The 18,421-nt window shown below is 68.9% G+C and carries 19 protein-coding genes and 1 tRNA gene; 8 read left to right on the forward strand and 12 right to left on the reverse strand.

What is annotated here, in order from left to right; genetic code table 11:
* Window positions 1-88: 88 nt before the first annotated feature.
* On the forward strand, window positions 89-1,048 hold the full coding sequence (locus tag ABD648_RS02895) for a helix-turn-helix transcriptional regulator (protein ID WP_282217218.1): 960 nt from the start codon (window positions 89-91) through the stop codon (window positions 1,046-1,048).
* A gap of 144 nt (window positions 1,049-1,192) precedes the next feature.
* Window positions 1,193-1,510, forward strand: coding sequence for a DUF7882 family protein (locus ABD648_RS02900; RefSeq protein WP_282217219.1), 318 nt, complete (start codon window positions 1,193-1,195; stop codon window positions 1,508-1,510).
* A 13-nt stretch (window positions 1,511-1,523) separates the two neighbouring features.
* Here ABD648_RS02900 and ABD648_RS02905 read toward each other — a convergent pair.
* A tRNA-Ile gene (locus tag ABD648_RS02905) sits at window positions 1,524-1,600 on the reverse strand.
* A 31-nt stretch (window positions 1,601-1,631) separates the two neighbouring features.
* Window positions 1,632-2,168, reverse strand: coding sequence for a gamma carbonic anhydrase family protein (locus tag ABD648_RS02910; RefSeq protein ID WP_282217220.1), 537 nt, complete (start codon window positions 2,166-2,168; stop codon window positions 1,632-1,634).
* A 130-nt stretch (window positions 2,169-2,298) separates the two neighbouring features.
* On the opposite strand from ABD648_RS02910, the gene ABD648_RS02915 reads away from it, so the two are divergent.
* Entirely contained in the window at window positions 2,299-2,784 is a 486-nt protein-coding gene (locus ABD648_RS02915) for a Dps family protein (RefSeq protein ID WP_116635011.1), read from the forward strand.
* A gap of 63 nt (window positions 2,785-2,847) precedes the next feature.
* Here ABD648_RS02915 and ABD648_RS02920 read toward each other — a convergent pair whose 3' ends face one another.
* From ABD648_RS02920 to ABD648_RS02940, 5 genes are read right to left on the reverse strand one after another with little or no spacing between them, the layout of a single operon-like run.
* A complete protein-coding gene (locus ABD648_RS02920) occupies window positions 2,848-4,344 on the reverse strand; it encodes an amidohydrolase (protein WP_425561693.1) in 1,497 nt (498 codons plus the stop codon).
* Window positions 4,341-4,982: an FMN-binding negative transcriptional regulator gene (locus ABD648_RS02925; protein WP_282217221.1), complete on the reverse strand. Its 642-nt coding sequence runs from the start codon at window positions 4,980-4,982 to the stop codon at window positions 4,341-4,343. Before ABD648_RS02925 ends, ABD648_RS02920 begins: the two co-directional genes overlap by 4 nt.
* Window positions 4,983-5,005: 23 nt before the next feature.
* Window positions 5,006-6,004, reverse strand: a complete 999-nt coding sequence (locus ABD648_RS02930; protein ID WP_282217222.1) for an Fpg/Nei family DNA glycosylase — start codon at window positions 6,002-6,004, stop codon at window positions 5,006-5,008.
* A 1-nt stretch (window position 6,005) separates the two neighbouring features.
* On the reverse strand, window positions 6,006-6,491 hold the full coding sequence (locus ABD648_RS02935) for a ribose-5-phosphate isomerase (protein WP_282217223.1): 486 nt from the start codon (window positions 6,489-6,491) through the stop codon (window positions 6,006-6,008).
* Between the two features lie 38 nt (window positions 6,492-6,529).
* Window positions 6,530-7,714: a ferrochelatase gene (locus ABD648_RS02940; protein WP_282217224.1), complete on the reverse strand. Its 1,185-nt coding sequence runs from the start codon at window positions 7,712-7,714 to the stop codon at window positions 6,530-6,532.
* Between the two features lie 124 nt (window positions 7,715-7,838).
* On the opposite strand from ABD648_RS02940, the gene pepN reads away from it, so the two are divergent.
* From pepN to ABD648_RS02960, 4 genes are all read left to right on the forward strand, one after another.
* Window positions 7,839-10,391, forward strand: coding sequence for an aminopeptidase N (pepN, locus tag ABD648_RS02945; RefSeq protein ID WP_282217225.1), 2,553 nt, complete (start codon window positions 7,839-7,841; stop codon window positions 10,389-10,391).
* A gap of 94 nt (window positions 10,392-10,485) precedes the next feature.
* Entirely contained in the window at window positions 10,486-11,559 is a 1,074-nt protein-coding gene (locus ABD648_RS02950; RefSeq protein ID WP_282217490.1) for a mechanosensitive ion channel family protein, read from the forward strand.
* Window positions 11,556-12,005 (forward strand): globin, encoded by a 450-nt coding sequence (locus tag ABD648_RS02955; RefSeq protein ID WP_282217226.1) that lies wholly within the window; start codon window positions 11,556-11,558, stop codon window positions 12,003-12,005. The genes ABD648_RS02950 and ABD648_RS02955 overlap by 4 nt, the downstream gene beginning before the upstream one ends.
* Window positions 12,002-13,660, forward strand: coding sequence for an FAD-binding dehydrogenase (locus ABD648_RS02960; RefSeq protein ID WP_282217227.1), 1,659 nt, complete (start codon window positions 12,002-12,004; stop codon window positions 13,658-13,660). The genes ABD648_RS02955 and ABD648_RS02960 overlap by 4 nt, the downstream gene beginning before the upstream one ends.
* Before the next feature lie 13 nt (window positions 13,661-13,673).
* Here the strand turns inward: ABD648_RS02960 and ABD648_RS02965 are convergent, their stop codons facing one another.
* Window positions 13,674-14,339 carry a DUF8185 domain-containing protein gene (locus ABD648_RS02965; RefSeq protein WP_282217228.1) on the reverse strand — a complete coding sequence of 222 codons (666 nt, stop codon included), beginning with the start codon at window positions 14,337-14,339 and terminating at the stop codon, window positions 13,674-13,676.
* Between the two features lie 50 nt (window positions 14,340-14,389).
* Here ABD648_RS02965 and ABD648_RS02970 point away from each other — a divergent pair, with 50 nt between their 5' ends.
* A complete protein-coding gene (locus tag ABD648_RS02970) occupies window positions 14,390-15,274 on the forward strand; it encodes an acyl-CoA thioesterase (protein ID WP_282217229.1) in 885 nt (294 codons plus the stop codon).
* Here ABD648_RS02970 and ABD648_RS02975 read toward each other — a convergent pair.
* The 4 genes from ABD648_RS02975 to ABD648_RS02990 all read right to left on the reverse strand — a co-directional run bounded on the left by ABD648_RS02975 (window position 15,271) and on the right by ABD648_RS02990 (window position 18,391).
* Window positions 15,271-15,639: an HNH endonuclease gene (locus ABD648_RS02975; protein WP_282217230.1), complete on the reverse strand. Its 369-nt coding sequence runs from the start codon at window positions 15,637-15,639 to the stop codon at window positions 15,271-15,273. The two genes, ABD648_RS02970 and ABD648_RS02975, sit on opposite strands and share 4 nt — an antisense overlap.
* A gap of 35 nt (window positions 15,640-15,674) precedes the next feature.
* Window positions 15,675-16,151 carry an acyl-CoA thioesterase gene (locus tag ABD648_RS02980; RefSeq protein ID WP_282217231.1) on the reverse strand — a complete coding sequence of 159 codons (477 nt, stop codon included), beginning with the start codon at window positions 16,149-16,151 and terminating at the stop codon, window positions 15,675-15,677.
* The gene (gene ettA / locus ABD648_RS02985; RefSeq protein ID WP_282217232.1) at window positions 16,151-17,830 is read right to left on the reverse strand and encodes an energy-dependent translational throttle protein EttA; all 1,680 of its coding nucleotides are present in this window, start codon (window positions 17,828-17,830) and stop codon (window positions 16,151-16,153) included. The genes ABD648_RS02980 and ettA overlap by 1 nt, the downstream gene beginning before the upstream one ends.
* A gap of 63 nt (window positions 17,831-17,893) precedes the next feature.
* Window positions 17,894-18,391, reverse strand: a complete 498-nt coding sequence (locus ABD648_RS02990; protein ID WP_282217233.1) for a DUF6993 domain-containing protein — start codon at window positions 18,389-18,391, stop codon at window positions 17,894-17,896.
* Between the last annotated feature and the right edge of the window lie 30 nt (window positions 18,392-18,421).

Here is an 18,421-nt window from a genome sequence, read left to right on the forward strand (position 1 = left end):
CTCGGTCGTGCGGGTTCTTCCCACGCGTCCGGTTCGACTACTCTCCACACTGGCGCCCATTTCGCGCGGTGTGAGGAGGAAGCAGGCGATGCAGTTCACGTCCAGGAACGTCGACGACGTGGAGTCCACCTGGCAGCAGTACGTCCCGTCTGCGGCGCTGCAGAAGGTCGACCCGCAGCGATTCCGGTTCGATTGGCGATCCGCCGATCTCGGCAGCGCGACGCTCGTGAGGTACGACCTCGCAGCACAGGTCCACTCCACCGCCGAACCGCGCGACCAGCTCCTGGTGTGCCGCGTCGACTCCGCCGATGCTCACGTCTGGTCGGACGGGCAGACGCTCGACGCCCGACTCCCCTGGCTGACCGACGGCACACAGGTCCAGGCGCAATGGCACCGCTCGGCGCGCGTCAGGGCCTTCGTGTTCGACCGCGAGGCGGCGCAGGAGCGCGCCAGGCAGTTCACGGGTGACGACGGGATCGAGCTGCGCGCTCTCGGACTCGCGCCGCGCTCGGCCGCTGCGGCAGCGCAGTGGGAGCGGATGTTCCACTACCTCGATGCCGCTCTGGGGGATGAGACCGGCGACGACCGCCTGCTCCTGTCCGAGTTCGAGCGGCACGCGCTGATGATGACGCTGTCCACGTTCCCCACGACGCTGGCGGAGTCGATGCGGCGACCTCCGCAGCGCTCCGGTGCGCCGATGACCGTGCGGCGCGCCCTCTCCTACATTGACGAGAACGCGCATCTGCCGATCACCGTGGATGACGTCGCGGGCGCGTCCTTCATCTCGACGAGAGGCCTCCAGTACGCCTTCCGCCGTGCCCTGGACATCACGCCGACCGATGCCCTCCGGCGCGCGCGGCTCGACGGGGCGCGTCGAGATCTCCAGAACGGCGAAGGCGCCTCCGTCCGCGCGATCGCTCGTCGGTGGGGCTTCAGCCATCCGTCCCGCTTCACCGCGGCCTATCGGGAGGCGTACGGCGAGGCGCCCTCCCTCACCTCGGATCCTGCTCGCCGCGTGACACCAGGCGAAGACTCTGTTCGTCCGTGACGGCGGGTTCCGATCCATGGCGGGGAGGGTCTCGCGCGTTGACTAGAGTTCAACCATCCCCCGACCGCCCGTCGGTCCGCACTGCCGTCCCCGAGGAGTTCCATGAGCCACGCGCCCGTCATCTCTCGAGACGCCTGCTGACAGATGGGAAGCCTCTACTACGGCGATGCCCAGGATCCGATCCAGATCGAGGACCGCGCGCTCGCCCATCTCAAGGTCGTGATCGCCACCAAACTCCGGCGCAATGAGAGCTTCACGCTGTCGTGGCGACACCCGGAGGGCGACGCGCCCGGACGCTCGACCCTCTGGCTGCACCCCTCGATCCCGCTCCGCTTCGTCTTCCAGGAGCCGGAGACCCCGGAGCTCAGCCGCAGCTGGATCGAGGATCTCGCGCACTCCGCGAACTCGAGCGGCGGGATCACGCTCGTCGACGAGCACCTCGAGAGCGCTGCCACCGACTGACGGCCGGTACCGATGGTAGGGCGGGCGGGACTTGAACCCGCGATCGTTGGGTTATGAGCCCACTGCCTTAACCAGCTTGGCCACCGCCCCGTACACGTTCCAGCCTAGCGGCCGGTCCGGGTCACACCGGAGACGCGGCGGCGTGGGTCTGCAGGTGACCCAGGTAGATCTCGGCGTTGGCGATCAACCCGGCGCGCTCCTCTTCGCTGAGCGACCGGCGCACCTTCGCGGGGACGCCGGCGACGAGGGAACCTGCCGGGACCTCCGTCCCGCCGAGCACGACGGCGCCGCCCGCGATCAGGCATCCTTCGCCGATCACCGCGCCGCTGAGGATCACCGATCCCATCCCGACGAGCGAGCCGTCGCCGATGGTGCAGCCGTGCACGACGGCGTTGTGTCCGATCGACACCTTCGAGCCCACGACGACGGGGTGCCCGGAATCCACGTGCACCGACACGTTGTCCTGCACATTGCTGCCCGGCCCGATGACGATCCCGGCGGAGTCGCCGCGCAGCACCGCGTTGTACCAGACGCTGGCGCCCGCCGCGAGGGAGACGTCGCCGACGATGCGCGCACCCGCCGCGACGAACGCGGAGGCATCGATCGACGGGGTGCCGTCCGGCAGGGAGAGAACGGAGGCGTCGGAGGCGATGGTCATGAGGTGAGACTACCCTCACTTCCGCGGAATCACGCGGAAGTGAGCCGAGCCTCAGCTTGCTTGCGGAATGTCTGAGCGTGAGTAGCGTTGTCTTCAACAGATACGAGATTTCGCTTTTGAGGAGCAGAAGATGAGCAAGGCACAGACCGTTTCCACCACCGCCGTCGACCCGACCGTCGCCGCCGGCGCCGCGCAGTTCCTCTCCCCCGTCGTCCTCGGCCTCCAGGCGCTGACCGTCAACGGCAAGCAGGCCCACTGGCACGTGCGCGGCGCGAACTTCGTCGGCGTCCACGAGCTGCTCGACACGATCGTCGCGCACGCCGGCGACTTCGCCGACACCGCCGCAGAGCGCATCGTCGCCCTCGGACTTCCGATCGACGCGCGCGTGAGCGCCGTCGCGGCGAAGGCCGGAGCGACCGGCGTCCCCGCCGGCTTCACGCAGTCCGATGAGCTGATCCGTGCGGTCATCGCCGACATCGACGCGATCCTCGTCGACGTCCGCGCCGCCGTCGACGGCCTCGACGAGGTCGACCTGACGAGCCAGGACGTCGCGATCGAGATCCAGCGCGGTCTCGACAAGGACCGCTGGTTCCTCGTCTCGCACATCGCGGCCTGACCACCATCACGAAAGGGCGGGACTCGGGATCACCGAGTCCCGCCCTTTCGCGTGCGGCGGCCTCTACCGCGTGTGCGTGACGCGACCGGCGAGAAGCGTCGCGACGACCGGCATCTCACGCAGACGCGCCGCCGTCGCCGTACGCGGATCCTCGCCGCAGAGCACGATGTCCGCCGGCTCTCCGGGGCGGAGCGTGGAGCGCACGCTCGCCTCGATCGCCTGGTCGACGGTCAGGGACTCCTCCGGATGCCACGGGGCTCGGTCATCGTCGGTCCGGGCCACGGCCGCAGAGATCGCCTGCCAGGGGTCGAGTTCTGCCACGGGGGCATCCGAGCCGAATCGGAGTTCCGCTCCGGCGTTACGCAAGGACGCGAGCGGGTAGCTGATCGCCGTCTGCTCCGCCCAGTGCTTCGCGACGAGATCGCGGTCGTCGATCGCATGCTGGGGTTGCACGCTCGCGGCGATGCCGAGCCGCGCGAACCGGGCGAGATCCGCGTGTCGCACGAGCTGCGCGTGCTCGATGGTTCCGACGGCGCCGGAGACCGTGAACGCATCGAGCGCCGAGGTGATCGCTCGGTCGCCGATCGCGTGCACAGCGACGGCCAGGCCGGCACCGGTGGCCCGGGTCAGCAGTTCCACGAGCGCATCCGGCGGAACGGTCAGCATCCCGAAGTTGTGCGGATCACCGGGATACGCGTGCGAACAGGCGGCCGTCCTGGTGCCGAGCGAGCCGTCGGTGATGACCTTGAGGGACCCCACCCGGATGAGCCCGCGCCCCGTCTCCGGACTGTCCGGGTGTTCGTGCAACTCCCCCGTCTGGAGACCGGACGAGATCGCTCGATCGAGGTCGAACGGGTACATCGCGAATTCCACACGGTGCGCGGCGAAACCGGCTTCGACACGTCGGGGCCAGGCGTCGGCGTTCCATGCCATATCGAAGTCGACGAGTCCGGTGATCCCTCGCGCCGCCGCACGGTCACCGGCGCTCTGCACCGCCCGGTCGCCGTGTGGGGGATCGGCGGCGTTGAGACGCCGGGAGATCTCGAAGGCGTCCTCCTCACGCAGAATTCCGTCGGGGCTCCGGAAGCTCTCACGGGCGAGGGCGGCAGAGTTCAGCCAGACGCTGTGCACATCGGCGTTGATCAGATAGGTCGGCACGGCTCCTGTCGCGGCATCCAGCATCTCGAGCGACGGCAGGTCTGTCCAGAGCGCGTCCCGGAAGCCGCTGCCCACGCGTCGTCCGTCCGAGAGCGGCCGCACATCGCTCATGAGGCGTGCCGCGGCCGCCGCCGAGTCCGCCGATCCGAGGGGCGCGCGCTCTTCGGCCAGCGCCCACTGCACGGTGTGCACGTGATTGTCCCAAAGCCCCGGAACCGCCCAGGCTCCGTCCGCGTCCAGGACCTCGCCTCGCGCACGGAGCGCTCCGGTCGGAGCGATATCGGCGATGCGCCCGTCCTCGATCAGGATGTCGACGGGTTCGTCGTCGATCAGGAACTCGCGGCCGGGGCCAGCGATCCGCACGGCTCGCACGGTGTCGACGACCGTCTCCCGCGCGGTCAACGCGACGCTCCCGTGCGCGCGTCCTGCGCACGGCGCATCTCCGCGGCGAGCTCGCGGTTGGCGTAGGGCCCGTCTTCCGACAGCGCGGATATCACGGCCTCGATCGTCTCGGCGGGCTTGTTCTGACTCAGCTTCCGCTTGGCGACCAGCCGCGTCGGCGTCAGCCGGAACCCGACCGTCCCCGCGGCCAGGCGCTGCACGAAAGCGGGGTCGTTCGGCCGCTCCCACATCAGGCGCGGATCCGGCATCCGCTCCTCGAAGCGGCGCACCAGGCGATCGAGCACCTCGAGGTTCTCCTCGTCGCTCAGGATCTCCGGCACTCCGGAGAGGTGCACGGCCGTGTAGTTCCAGGTCGGGACCGCCTGCACGTCGCCGTACCACCCGGGCGACACGTAGCCGTGCGGGCCCTGGAAGACCACCAGGAGCTCACGCTCCCCCATACCGTGGATGAGGTCATCGGGCCGGCCGACATGGCCCACGACCGTGAGGTCGTCCCGCGTTTCGTCCAGCAGAACCACGTAGTGCGAGGCGACGAGCCCGTCGCTCCCCGCGCTGACGATGTTCGCCCACGGATTCGCGTCGATCACTCGACGCATCTCGGTGACGTCGGCCAGCGTGAAGCTCGGATTCTGTCGCATGAATCCAGCCTAGAGCGGGACCGTCACGCCTGGCAGCGAGGACACCAGTACAGCTTGCGCGCACCGATCTCCTCGAGGGCGATCTCCGTGCCGCACACCCGACAGGGCAGACCAGCGCGGTGATAGACCCAGTGGCGGTCGTCCCTGCTCGCCATGGCCGCCCGGTACTCGTCCGGCGAGAGGTCGTCCATGGTCATCATCTGACCGGTCTCGACGCCGATCGCGAGCAGCCGCACCCAGTCGTGCCACAGGGCGCGGACGATCTCCTCCGGCACGTCGCGTCCCGGCGTGTGCGGGTTCAGGCGCTGACGGTAGAGCATCTCCGCGCGGTAGACGTTGCCGATGCCGCTCACGACCGACTGATCCATCAGCAGCAGGGCGATGACGGTCTGCGTCTTGGCGACGGCGCGGACGAACCGCTCCTCGTTCTCCACCGGATCGCCGACGAGAGGATCGGGGCCGAGTTTCGCGACGGTGGCGAGCATCTCCTCCGGTGTCTGCAGCACACAGGCCGTCGGTCCGCGCAGGTCGGCAGCGGTGATGTCGGTCATGAGACGCAGCCGCACCTGGCCCACGATCGGCGGCGGCCAGTCCATGCCCTCGTCCGCGAGCCCCTTCGTCTGCTCAGACATCCGTACATGCACGCGTGTGCGCCGCGGTGCGCCGATCGAGGAGAGCGAGTTCTCCCCCGCGTCGTCGAGGATCGGCTCGTCCAGCACCGTGCCGCGCTGATTCGTCTGCCCCATGCGCCCGTTCGCGGAAGCGATCGTGGGGTCGAGCAGGATCTCTCCCGCGAAGTCCCAGGCCCCGTAGAGGCCCAGATGCACCCGCAGCCAGAGGTCGCCCTCGGTCTCGAGGAACATCTGCTTGCCGACGGCCTTGACGCTCACGGCTGCCCGCCCGTCGAGGACGGCCGCGCCCTCGGCGAAACGGCCCTGCGGGCTCGAAGCGTGCAGCGTCTTCCCGACGAAGTTCCGGTCGAACTGCCGGGCGATGCGATGGACGGAATGCCCCTCAGGCATGTCAGGCCCTCGGGTCCGGAAGGAGGGAGCCGTCGCGCTCGAACTCCGCGATCTGCCCGATCCGGCGGACGTGACGCTCCTCGCCGGAGAACGGCGTCGCGATGAAGCGGTCGATCAGGCCCGTGACCTCTTCGTACGTGTGCTGTCGCGCACCGATGGAGATGACGTTCGCATCGTTGTGCTCGCGCGCCAGCTCGGCCGTCGAGAGGTTCCAGACGAGTGCTGCCCGGACGCCCTGCACCTTGTTCGCGGCGATCTGCTCCCCATTGCCGGACCCTCCGAAGACGATGCCGAGCGCCTCCACGCCGGCCGTCTGGTCGGCGACGACCGCCTGAGCCGCACGGATGCAGAAGGCGGGATAGTCGTCGACCGCGTCGTAGACGATCGGACCGTGATCGATGACCTCATGTCCGGCGGTGCGCAGGTGATCCTGCAGCTGCGTGGAGAAGTCGAGACCCGCGTGGTCGGTGGCGATGTGGATGCGCATGGCTCCCATCCTAGAAGCGGCGACCGCGCGAGGGGATGTCAGGGGGCGACGCCCGCCGCGGCCGGCTTGAACCCCGCACGGATGTTCTCGCAGCATCCGGGACGACAGACGTCGAACCCGCCGGGCAGCGCGGTGACGTGCGGGCGCTCCTCGTTGGGGCGGCCCTGGAGCCGCTCCTCGATCAGGTCCACGATCCCCGCGACGAACGAGGGCGAGACGCCGGGGGTGGGGGTGCGCGTGAACGCGAGCCCTGCCTCCTCCGCGGCCTCGGCGGCCTCGGTGTCGAGATCCCACAGCACTTCCATGTGATCGCTCATGAACCCGACGGGCACCACGGCCACGGCCGTGCGACCGCGGGAGGGCAGCTCGCCGATCACGTCGCAGACGTCGGGCTCCAGCCAGGGCTGGGAGGCGGGACCGGAACGCGACTGGTAGACGAGTTCCCAGGAGACGCCCGCCGCTGCCGGCACGCTCTCGCGGACGCGGTCCATGACCCATGCGGCGACGGCCAGGTGCTGGGCCGCGTAGGCGCCGCCCTCGCCCCATTCGATGTCGCGAGCGCCCGAGCGCTCGGCGTCGGCCGTCGGGATGCTGTGGGTGGAGAAGAGGATCTGGATGTCGGCCGCGGCGTTGCCGGCGGCCAGGAACTGCTCGACCGCCTCGCGCACCCCGGTCTCGAAGGCCTCGACGAAGCCCGGGTGGTCGTAGAAGGGACGGATCTTGTCGATCGTGACGGTGTCGCCGAGCCCGGTGTCCTCGAGGATCCGCGCGAAGTCCTCGCGATACTGGCGGCAGCTGGAGAAGGAGCTGTAGGCGCTCGTCGCGAAGGCCAGGAGCGTGTTGTGCCCCTGAGCGGAGGCTTCCGCCACCACCTCTTCGAGGTACGGGGCCCAGTTGCGGTTGCCCCAGTACACGGGCAGGTCGATCCCGCGGTCCGCGAGTTCCGCCTCGAGGGCTTCCTTGAGCACCCGGTTCTGACCGTTGATCGGGCTCACACCGCCGAAGTGGCGATAGTGGTGGGCGACCTCCTCCAGTCGCTCGTCCGGGATGCCGCGACCCCTCGTGACGTTGCGCAGGAACGGGATCACGTCGTCCTGGCCCTCCGGTCCGCCGAAGCCCGCCAGGAGGATGCCGTCGTAGGCGACCGGCGTCGTCACGAACGGTGCGCCGCCGGCAGCGGCAGTCGAGGCAAAGAGGACGGTGTTCGGCTCGGTCGCAGTCACCCTCCCATCCTTTCACCTCTCCGGAGCGAGCTGGTCCGCTGCTCTGGCGTAGGCTGTCAGGGTTGCCGTCGGCGCCAACTGCGCCCGACTCCGGTGACATCCCCTCACCCCTGGGAGTACATCTGTGCCTGGAGAGAACCTCACCCGCATCGAAGCGCAGGAGCGCCGCGACGTCGTCGACACCCAGTCGTACGAGGTGGCCCTCGATCTGACCAAGGGTGCCGAGGTCTTCGGCTCCCGCAGCGTCGTGCGCTTCTCCGCGACGCCTGCGAGCTTCACCTTCATCGACCTGATCGCGCGGGAAGTCCGCGAGATCTCCCTCAACGGCGAGCAGCTCGACCCGGACGAGGTCTTCGCCGACTCGCGCATCGCCCTCACCGGACTCCAGGCGGAGAACGTGCTGGTCGTCGACGCCGACTGCCTGTACACCAACACCGGCGAGGGACTGCACCGCTTCGTCGATCCCGTCGACGAAGAGGTCTACCTCTACTCGCAGTTCGAGGTCCCGGATTCTCGCCGCGTCTTCGCCGTCTTCGAGCAGCCCGACCTCAAGGCCACGTTCCAGTTCACGATCACGGCCCCTTCGGCATGGAAGGTCGTCTCCAACTCCCCGACGCCCGAGCCGATCCTCCACGACGACGACGTCACCGCCACGTGGGGCTTCGAGCCGACTCCCCGCATCTCCTCGTACATCACCGCGCTCGTCGCAGGACCCTACGAGTCGACCTTCTCGGAGCTGACGAGCGCGTCGGGCCGAGTGATCCCCCTCGGCGTCTACGGCCGCAAGAGCCTGTGGCAGCACCTCGATGCGGACTACATCTTCGACAAGACCCGCGAAGGCTTCGCGTACTACGAGTCGAAGTTCGGCGTGCCGTATCCGTTCGCGAAGTACGACCAGCTCTTCGTGCCCGAGTTCAACGCCGGTGCGATGGAGAACGCGGGCGCGGTCACCTTCACCGAGACCTACGTGTTCCGCAGCAAGGTGACCGACGCGGTCAAGGAGCGCCGTGTCGTCACGATCCTGCATGAGCTGGCGCACATGTGGTTCGGCGACCTCGTCACCATGAAGTGGTGGAACGACCTCTGGCTCAACGAGTCCTTCGCCGAGTGGGCGTCGACCATCGCCACGGCGGAAGCCACCGAATGGACCGAGGCGTGGACCACGTTCAACGCCATGGAGAAGACCTGGGCCTATCGCCAGGACCAGCTTCCCTCCACGCATCCGATCGTCGCGGAGATCAACGATCTCGAAGACGTCCAGGTCAACTTCGATGGGATCACCTACGCCAAGGGCGGCTCCGTGCTCAAGCAGCTCGCGGCCTGGGTCGGCATCGAGGCGTTCTTCGGCGGGGTCTCGCAGTACTTCCAGAAGCACTCGTGGGGCAACACGGAGCTGAGCGACCTGCTCTCCGAGCTCGAGGCCACGAGCGGTCGCGACCTCAGCACGTGGTCGAAGAAGTGGCTCGAGACGGCCGGCGTCAACACGCTGGAGCCGGTCATCGCCGAAGGCGGCGACGGCACCATCTCGCGTTTCGCCATCACGCAGACCGCGCCGGCCGACTACCCGACGATCCGTCCGCACCGCCTCGGCATCGGCTTCTACACGCTGGCCGACGGCACGCTCACGCGCACGCACTACGTCGAGGTCGACGTCGACGGTGATCGCACCGAGGTGCCGGAGCTGCAGGGCATCAAGCGCCCCGATCTGGTGCTGCTCAACGACAACGACCTGGCGTACGCCAAGATCCGTCTCGATGAGAAGTCGCTCGCCACGGCGATCGCCCACCTCGCCGACATCCACGACCCGCTGGCGCGCTCGCTCGTCTGGGGCGCGGCCTGGGATCAGACGCGCGACGCCGAGACCCCGGCGTCCGCCTACATCGACCTGGTGCTCGGCAACATCGGCCGGGAGACGGAGTCCACGACCGTCCGCACCACGCTCGGCCAGCTGCGGACCGCCGCGACGCTGTACGTGGCACCCGCCGACCGCGAGGCCGCACGCCTGAAGGTCGCCGACGGCATCTGGGCATTGGCCGAGGCTGCCGAACCCGGCAGCGACAGCCAGCTGCAGTTCGTCACCGCGTTCGCGAACGCCCTGGTCACGCCCGAGCACGCCGGAATCGTCGGGCGCCTGCGCTCCGGCGAGGAGACCCTCCCCGGGCTCGAGATCGACGCCGACCTGAACTGGCAGCTGCTCGTCGGCCTCGCCACGATCGGCGCGACGGATGCCGCGTCCATCGACGCCGCCCTCGCCGCGGACAACACCGCCAAGGGTGGCGAGTTCGCCGCCCAGGCGCGGGCCGCACTCCCCGACGCGGCGTCGAAGAAGGCCGCGTGGGCCTCGCTCATCGAACGGGACGACGCCCCCAACACGATCGTCCGATCGGCAGCGCTGGGCTTCGTGCATCCGGCCGGCGCCGAGGCCCTGCGGGAGTTCGTGCCGGCGTACTTCGAGATGCTGCTTCCCGTCTGGGAGTCGCGCTCGTACCAGATCGCGCAGTACCTCGTCGTGGGATTGTTCCCGACGGCGCTCGCGGACATCGCGCTGCGTGACGCCACGCGCGCCTGGCTCGCAGCGAACCAGGATGCCGCGCCGGCGCTCCGCCGTCTCGTCCTGGAGAACCTGGCCGACGTCGAGCGCGCTCTGGCCGCGCAGTCGCGCGACGCGGACGACTGATCACACCGACAGGCTCGGCGCCCCGACGCGGGGTCGCCGAGCCTGTCGTCGTGTCCAGCCTGCGCAGAGGCCCGCTCGCTAGGATCTGGTGGTGATGATGATCCCCTTCGAAGTCACGGAACCCCCTGTCGAGACCCCGCTCCCGGAGTGGTGGAAGCAGACCCTCCTCGTGCTCGGCGACATCGGCATGAAGGCGCTCGCCGTCGCCCTCATCGTCGTCAGCTGCATCGTCATCGGACTCATCCTGCGCGTCGTCATCCGTCGCGTGGTGCATCGCATCGTCGACAGCGCCAAGAACAAGGCGGCGGTCGACGACACGCAGGCGCTCGAGCGTTCCCCGCTGTCCGACATGCGGCTCGTCCAGCGGACGCGCACGCTCGGAACGATCCTGCAGAACATCGTGAACGTGATGCTCGTCGTGATCGCGCTCGTGCTCGTGGTCGGCGCCCTCTCCCCCGGTCTCCTCGGCTCCCTGACCCTGCTCACCGCCGCCGTCGGCGCCGGTCTCGGCTTCGGGGCCCAGAACATCGTCAAGGACGTTCTCAACGGCATCTTCATCGTCGCCGAGGACCAGATCGGGATCGGCGACGTGGTCGACCTGGGGCTCGCGAGCGGTGTGGTCGAGTACGTCAGCGTGCGCATCACCCAGGTGCGCGACGTGAACGGCACCCTCTGGTACGTGCGCAACGGCGAGGTCACCCGCATCGGCAACATGTCGCAGGGCTGGGCTCGCGCGATCATCGATCTCGGAGTGCCTGCCGATTCCGATCTGGAGCAGGTCGAGCACACGATGCTCGAGACCGCGCAGGGGCTCGCGAAGGATCCGAAGTGGCGCACCCGCATCATCGAGAAGCCCGAGCTGTGGGGACTCGAGTCGATCAGCGGGGACGCCCTCGTCGTGCGCATCGTGATCAAGGCGCGCGCCAACGCGAAGGACGACGTCGCCCAGGAACTCCGCCGACGCCTGCGCGCTGCGCTCACCGAGAAGGAGATCGCGGTGCCGAGCATGGTCGAGGTCGCCCCGACCGGACTCGACGGAGCTCGACGCGTCCGCGGGGCGAATCCCCCCAGGACCCGCCCCAACGCCGTCACCGGAGTGCCGGTCATCCCTGACCGCGGGATCTGGCGTCGCAAGAAGCCGACCGACGATGGGAGCCCCCAGAAGTGACGTTCTACGACGAGGTCGGCGGACACGAGACGTTCGCGAAGATCGTCTCGGTCTTCTATCGCGAGGTCGCGCTTGACCCGGTGCTCAAGCCCATGTACCCCGAGGAGGATCTCGGGCCTGCCGAGCAGCGTCTCCTGATGTTCCTCGAGCAGTACTGGGGCGGACCGACCACCTACGGCGAGACCCGCGGGCATCCGCGCCTGCGCATGCGGCACATGCCCTTCCACGTCGATCCCGACGCTCGGGATCGTTGGCTCCGTCACATGAGGACCGCCGTGGACGAGGCGCAGTTGTCGCCCCTGCACGAATCGACGCTCTGGGACTATCTGGAGCGGGCGGCCTATGCCATGGTGAACACATTCGAGCCGTCGGGGATCGGGACCGCCACCGGCGGGCGTCCCACGCTCGAGACCCGATCACGTCAGGAATCAACGGAGAACTCATGACGAAGACGCCCCTGTCCACTGATGTCCTGGTGATCGGATGGGGGCTGTCCGGGCTGGTCGCCGCCGCCGAGGCCCTCACGGCCGGGCGTCGGGTCATCCTCATCGACCAGGAACCGCGGACGAACCTCGGCGGGCAGGCGTGGTGGTCATTCGGCGGACTCTTCTTCATCGACTCCCCCGAGCAGCGTCGTCTGGGCATCAAGGACTCGCTCGAGCTCGCGACGCAGGACTGGTTCGGCAACGCGGGCTTCGATCGCCCGGAGGATGAGTGGCCGCGGCGGTGGGCAGAGGCCTATCTGCAGTTCGCGGCCGGCGAGAAGCGCGCCTGGCTGCGTGAGCGCGGCGTCGGCTTCTTCCCCGTGGTCGGGTGGGCGGAGCGCGGCGGGTACGGGGCGATCGGGCCGGGCAACTCGGTCCCCCGCTTCCACATCACCTGGGGAACCGGGCCAGGGGTCGTCGCGCCGTTCGCAGCCGCGGTCGAGCAGGGCGAGCGCGAGGGACATCTCACGGTGCTGCCGCGCCACCGTGTCTCCGAGCTGATCGTCACCGACGGTGTCGTCACGGGCGCGCGCGGCGACGTGCTGGCGACGAGCGGCGCACGACGCGGCGCTGAGTCCTCCCGCGAGGTGATCGGCGGGTTCGAGATCAGCGCCGGCGCCACGATCGTCTCGTCCGGCGGCATCGGCGGAAACCACGACATGGTGAGAGCGGCCTGGCCCTCGCGTCTCGGCACGCCGCCCGACCACATGCTCACCGGAGTTCCGGCCTACGTCGACGGCTCGATGCAGGCCGTCAGCGAGGCTGCAGGGGCCCGCCTGATCAACGGCGACCGGATGTGGCACTACGTCGAGGGGATCACGAACTGGGACCCGGTGTGGCCGTCGCACGGCATCCGCATCCTCCCCGGTCCGTCCTCGCTGTGGCTCGATGCGACCGGCAAGCGGCTTCCTGTCCCGCTGTTCCCGGGCTTCGACACGCTCGGGACACTGGAGCATCTGCGCACGACCGGCCACGACCACTCCTGGTTCGTCACCTCGCGGAGCATCGTCGAGAAGGAGTTCGCGCTCTCCGGCAGCGAGCAGAATCCCGACCTCACCGGCAAAGACGTGGGGCTGCTGCTCACCTCCCGACTCGCGAAGGGCCCGACCGGTCCGGTGCAGGCGTTCCTCGACGAGGGCGAGGACTTCATCGTGGAATCGGACCTCGAGTCCCTGCTCGAGCAGATGCAGCAGCATCCGGGCGGCGAGGCTCTCGACATCGAGAACGTGCGACGCGAGGTCGTCGCGCGTGACCGCGAGATGGACAACGACTTCACGAAGGACGCGCAGATCGGGATGCTGCGCTCGATGCGCAGTTACCGCGGCGACAAGCTGATCCGCACCGCGGCGCCGCATCGTCTGCAGGATCCGGCAGCCGGGCCCCTCATCGCGGTCAAGCTGCACGTGCTCACGCGGAAGTCGCTCGGCGGCATCAACACCGACCTCGACGGGAGGGCACTCGATGCCGCGGGCGCAGTGATCCCCGGGCTGTATGCCGCAGGAGAGGCGAGCGGCTTCGGCGGTGGGGGCGTGCACGGGTACCGGGCGCTGGAGGGAACCTTCCTCGGAGGATGCCTGTTCTCCGGCCGCCAGGCGGGACGCGCCGCCGCGCGCTGAGTCAGCGAGGGGCTCAGCCGGCAGTACCGGTGTCGCGGACGGCCGTCAGCCCGGATGCGACCGGTCCGCGCGCCAGCACATGCCCGCGCCGGAACGCCAGGCGGGTCCATCGTCCCGAGCGCATCACGGGGACCTCCTCCTCGCCCGAGATGAATCCCAGGGCGTCGGCGGCGAAGGCGATCCCTCGGGGCAGGCCGCCCAGATCGTCGTCGGGCTCGCCCCAGATCGCCGCGCGCAGCGCACGAACGGCCTCCTCGCCCGATCCCGGCGTCGCCCCTCGTGCGACGGCGGAGATGCCCCACTGTGCACGCTGAGCGATCATCGACGCCGGAAGCGTCGCCGCCGGCGTCCAGTCCCCTCGGGGCGGTGCGACCCCGGCCCAGGCCGGTGAGAGTCCCGTCTCCGGGAGCGTCAAGCGCAACGGGTCGTCGGCCGCCGTGAGCTGGTCGACGACGATGTCGCACTCGAGCTCCGGGTCGGCGTGCACGATGCGCATGGCGAGCACGGTGGGCGTGCTGTCGAAGAGCCCGTGCGGGGCGAGTGCTGCCGTCGTCAGCGCGAGGACGCCGTTCGATGCCTGCAGCCGCACGCCGTCATCCGTGATCCTCGTCGCCCTCCCCACGAACGTGAGGACGTCCTTCGCCGTTTCGGGATCGGTGAGGAGAAGGTGATGCGGCACGCGTTCTAAACTACCAACGGACCGGTGCCCGCGGTCGCGGAGAGGAAAGAATGAGCCCCGAAGACCACGCCATCCGGACCGTCGAACGACTGCTCGACGTGCTCGACCTCGAGGTCACGCAGGCGCGCACCACCGAGGACATCTTCACCGGGGCATCGCATCCGATGCCGACCGGGCGCATCTACGGGGGTCAGGTCCTGGCGCAGAGCCTGATCGCCGCGGAGCGCACCCTCCCCGAGGATCGCGCCGTCCACTCGATGCACGGCTACTTCCTTCGTCCGGGGGATGCGAGTCAGGGGATCACGATCGCCGTCGACCGCATCCACGACGGCCGGTCGTTCTCGACGCGGCGGTCCCAGGCGTACCAGAACGGCGTGCCGATCTTCTCGATGATCGCGTCGTTCCAGGACGCGGATCCGGGCGTGGAGCATGCGGAGCCGATGCCGGAGGGGATGCCTGCCCCGGAGGATCTCGCTCCGGACGAGGATCGCGTGGAGGGACTCCCCGGAGGGACCGCGCGGATGCTGAGCGAGCGGGCTGCCGACATCCGACACGTGGACTCTCCGCTCTACCTGCCGAGCGACGATCCGCATGTGGCCAGACAGGCGGTCTGGATGCGCATGCGCGCGCCGCTTCCCGACGATCAGCGCCTGCACCGCGCGGCGCTCGCCTATCTGAGCGACATGACGATCCAGGAGTCGATCCTGCGGGCGCACGGCGTGTATTGGGCGATGCCGGGGCTGAAGGTCGCGAGCCTCGACCATGCGATGTGGTGGCATCGTCCGGCCCGGGTGGACGAGTGGCTGCTCTACGTGCAGGAGTCGCCGAACGCGCGCGGGGGCCGGGGACTCGCCACCGGACGGATCTACTCCCGCGAAGGCGGTCTCGTGGCCAGCGTCGCGCAGGAGATCATGATCCGCGTGCCCGCGGACTAGTCCCGACTGAGCGTGGGCAGGATCTCGGCGTAGCGGACGAGGAAGCGGCGCTCGTCGAGCTTCTTGCGGCGCAGCCAACCGGTGACCTCGCTGTTGCTCTTGCTCGCATTGCAGGACGCGCACGCCGGGACGACGTTGTCGACGGTGTATCGCCCGCCCCGGGAGATCGGCATGACGCAGTCGCGCTGGAGCCGGTCGTCGTGCACACCGCAGTATGCGCATCCGCCCCAGGCCGCCACGATGTCGGCCCACTGGGACGGGGTGAGGTCGTTGGTCACCTTGTCGAGCCGGCGCTGCCGCCGTTTCGCGTAGCGTGCACGCGCCGCCGATGACGTGGTGGCGGGGAATCGTCGGCGTGAGGGCACACGACGACGGTACCGCGACGAGGCGGCGAATCGGTCTAGCGGTGCGCGTACTCGATCGACGCGCCCACGAAGGGCTCCCAGGCGTCGCGCATCTCCTGGGTCAGACGAGTCGGACGCCCGCTGGCCGCGTCCACCAGGACGATCACCGCCGTCGAGCGCGCATAGATCGTCCGAGGCTCGGCGGCGGGGTCGTTGTGCACCTCGTAGCAGACCTCGACGCTCGACCCGCCGAGCTTCCCGAACCACATCTGCACTTCGAGCGGGCGGCGCTGGTAGGGCACCGGAGCGAGGTACTCGATCTCCTGGCGGGCGATGAGGGTCAGGATGCCCTCGTCGATGCCGGAGTCGAGCACAGCCGTGGACGGCGCCTCCTCCCCCGGTCCTGCACGCCAGAACGCCCGCACCCGCGCCTCCTCGAGCAGCTTGAGCATCGAGGTGTTGTTGACGTGGTTGAAGGCATCCAGATCGCCCCAGCGGAGGTGGATCGGGATGTGCAGGCGGGGCGAGGACATCAGTCGCGCGTGAGCTTGCGGTGCGTGGAGCGGTGCGGCTTCGCGGCATCCGGTCCGAGGCGGCTGATCTTGTTCTCCTCGTAGGCTTCGAAGTTGCCCTCGAACCAGTACCACTGGCCGGGGTTCTCGTCGGTGCCCTCGTAGGCGAGGATGTGCGTCGCGATACGGTCGAGGAACCACCGGTCGTGGGTGATGACCACGGCACAGCCGGGGAACTCGAGCAGAGCGTTCTCGAGCGAGCTCAGCGTCTCGACGTCGAGGTCGTTGGTGGGCTCGTCGAGGAGCAGCAGGTTGCCGCCCTCTTTCAGCGTCAGCGCGAGGTTGAGACGGTTGCGCTCACCACCGGAGAGGACGCCGGCCTTCTTCTGCTGGTCCGGCCCCTTGAAGCCGAACTTCGAGACGTAGGCGCGAGAGGGGATCTCGGTCTTGCCGACCTGGATGTAGTCGAGCCCGTCGGACACGACCTCCCACAGGGTCTTGTTCGGGTCGATGTTGGAGCGCGACTGGTCGACGTAGCTGATCTTGACCGTCTCGCCGACCTTCAGGTCGCCTCCGTCGAGCGGCTCGAGGCCGACGATCGTCTTGAACAGCGTGGTCTTACCCACACCGTTCGGCCCGATGACGCCGACGATGCCGTTCGGCGGCAGGTTGAAGCTGAGGCCGTCGATCAGCACGCGGTCATCGAAGCCCTTCTGCAGCTTCTTGGCGTCGATGACGATGCCACCGAGGCGAGGGCCTGCGGGGATCTGGATCTCGTCGAAGTCCAGCTTCCGGGTCCGCTCCGCCTCCGTCGCCATCTCCTCGTAACGGGCGAGACGGGCCTTGGACTTGGTCTGGCGGCCCTTGGCACTCGACCGAACCCACTCGAGCTCCTCCTTGAGGCGCTTGGCGAGCTTCGCGTCCTTCTTGCCCTGGACCTCCAGACGCTCGCCCTTCTTCTCGAGGTAGGTCGAGTAGTTGCCCTCGTAGCCGATGAGACGACCGCGGTCGACCTCGGCGATCCACTCGGCGACGTGGTCGAGGAAGTACCGGTCGTGGGTGATCGCGATCACCGCGCCCTTGTACGCCTGCAGGTGCTGCTCGAGCCAGAGCACGCTCTCCGCGTCGAGGTGGTTGGTGGGCTCGTCGAGGAGCAGGAGATCAGGCTTCTGGAGCAGCAGCTTCGCCAGCGCCACGCGACGCTTCTCACCACCGGAGAGCGGGGCGATGGCAGCGTCGGCCGGCGGGGTGCGCAGGGCATCCATCGCCTGGTCGAGCTGGGAGTCGAGGTCCCAGCCGTCTGCGGCGTCGATCTCCTCCTGGAGCCCGCCCATCTCGGCGAGAAGCGCATCGAAGTCGGCGTCGGGGTCGGCCATGAGCGCCGAGATCTCGTTGAAGCGGTCGACCTTCGCCTTGATGGCGATGCCGTCCTGGATGTTCTCGATCACCGTCTTCGACTCGTCGAGTTCGGGCTCCTGCATCAAGATGCCGACCGTGAAGCCCGGGGAGAGCTTGGCCTCGCCGTTCGACGGCGTGTCGAGACCTGCCATGATCTTGAGGATCGTCGACTTACCGGCGCCGTTCGGACCCACCATGCCGATCTTGGCACCGGGAAGGAATGCCATGGTGACGTCGTCGAGGATGAGCTTCTCGCCCACTGCCTTGCGTGCACGCACCATCGAGTAGATGTACTCAGCCACCGAAAACCGCTCCTTCTGTTGGCGTCGAAGATCGACACTCCAGCCTACCGGCCCTCGGCTGTGTCACCAGTCGATGGGACGAGTCGTGCCGACCAGGCAGCGCCCTTCCGCCAACTGGGGCATCACCGCGGTGACGACCTGCCCGGTCGAGGGCCCGACCTGGCCGATCAGGCATTCGTCCTCACCCCAGCGCACCGAGAACTGCAGGCTCTCCGCCGTGTTGCCGACGGTGGAGAGGTCCTGAGTCACCTGCATCGCGGCGCGGTCGAACCCCGCAGCGGTGAGGGCGTCGATGTACGCGCGCCCGGACACGCGCTGGTCGGTCGCCCAGATCCCCTCCGACACTCTCGTGAACACGGGGAGGTTGTCCTCGGCGGTGCCGTCGGGCACCAGCTCCGGTTCCGCCGGCACCGTGGAATCCGGTGTCGGCGAAGCCTCGGCGGATGGCGGCGCGACGGAGTCGGGCCCCGGCGTGCAGGCGGAGAGGAGGAGCAGCCCGGAGGCGAGAGCCAGGACGGAGGCGGCCTTCCGCGGCGCCGCAGAGACCGGTCGACGAAGCACGTGCTGAGTCTACGGGCAGCGACCGTGCAG

It is taken from the genome of Microbacterium luteolum (genome assembly GCF_039533965.1).
In the GTDB taxonomy this organism is placed as follows: Bacteria; Actinomycetota; Actinomycetes; order Actinomycetales; family Microbacteriaceae; genus Microbacterium; species Microbacterium luteolum.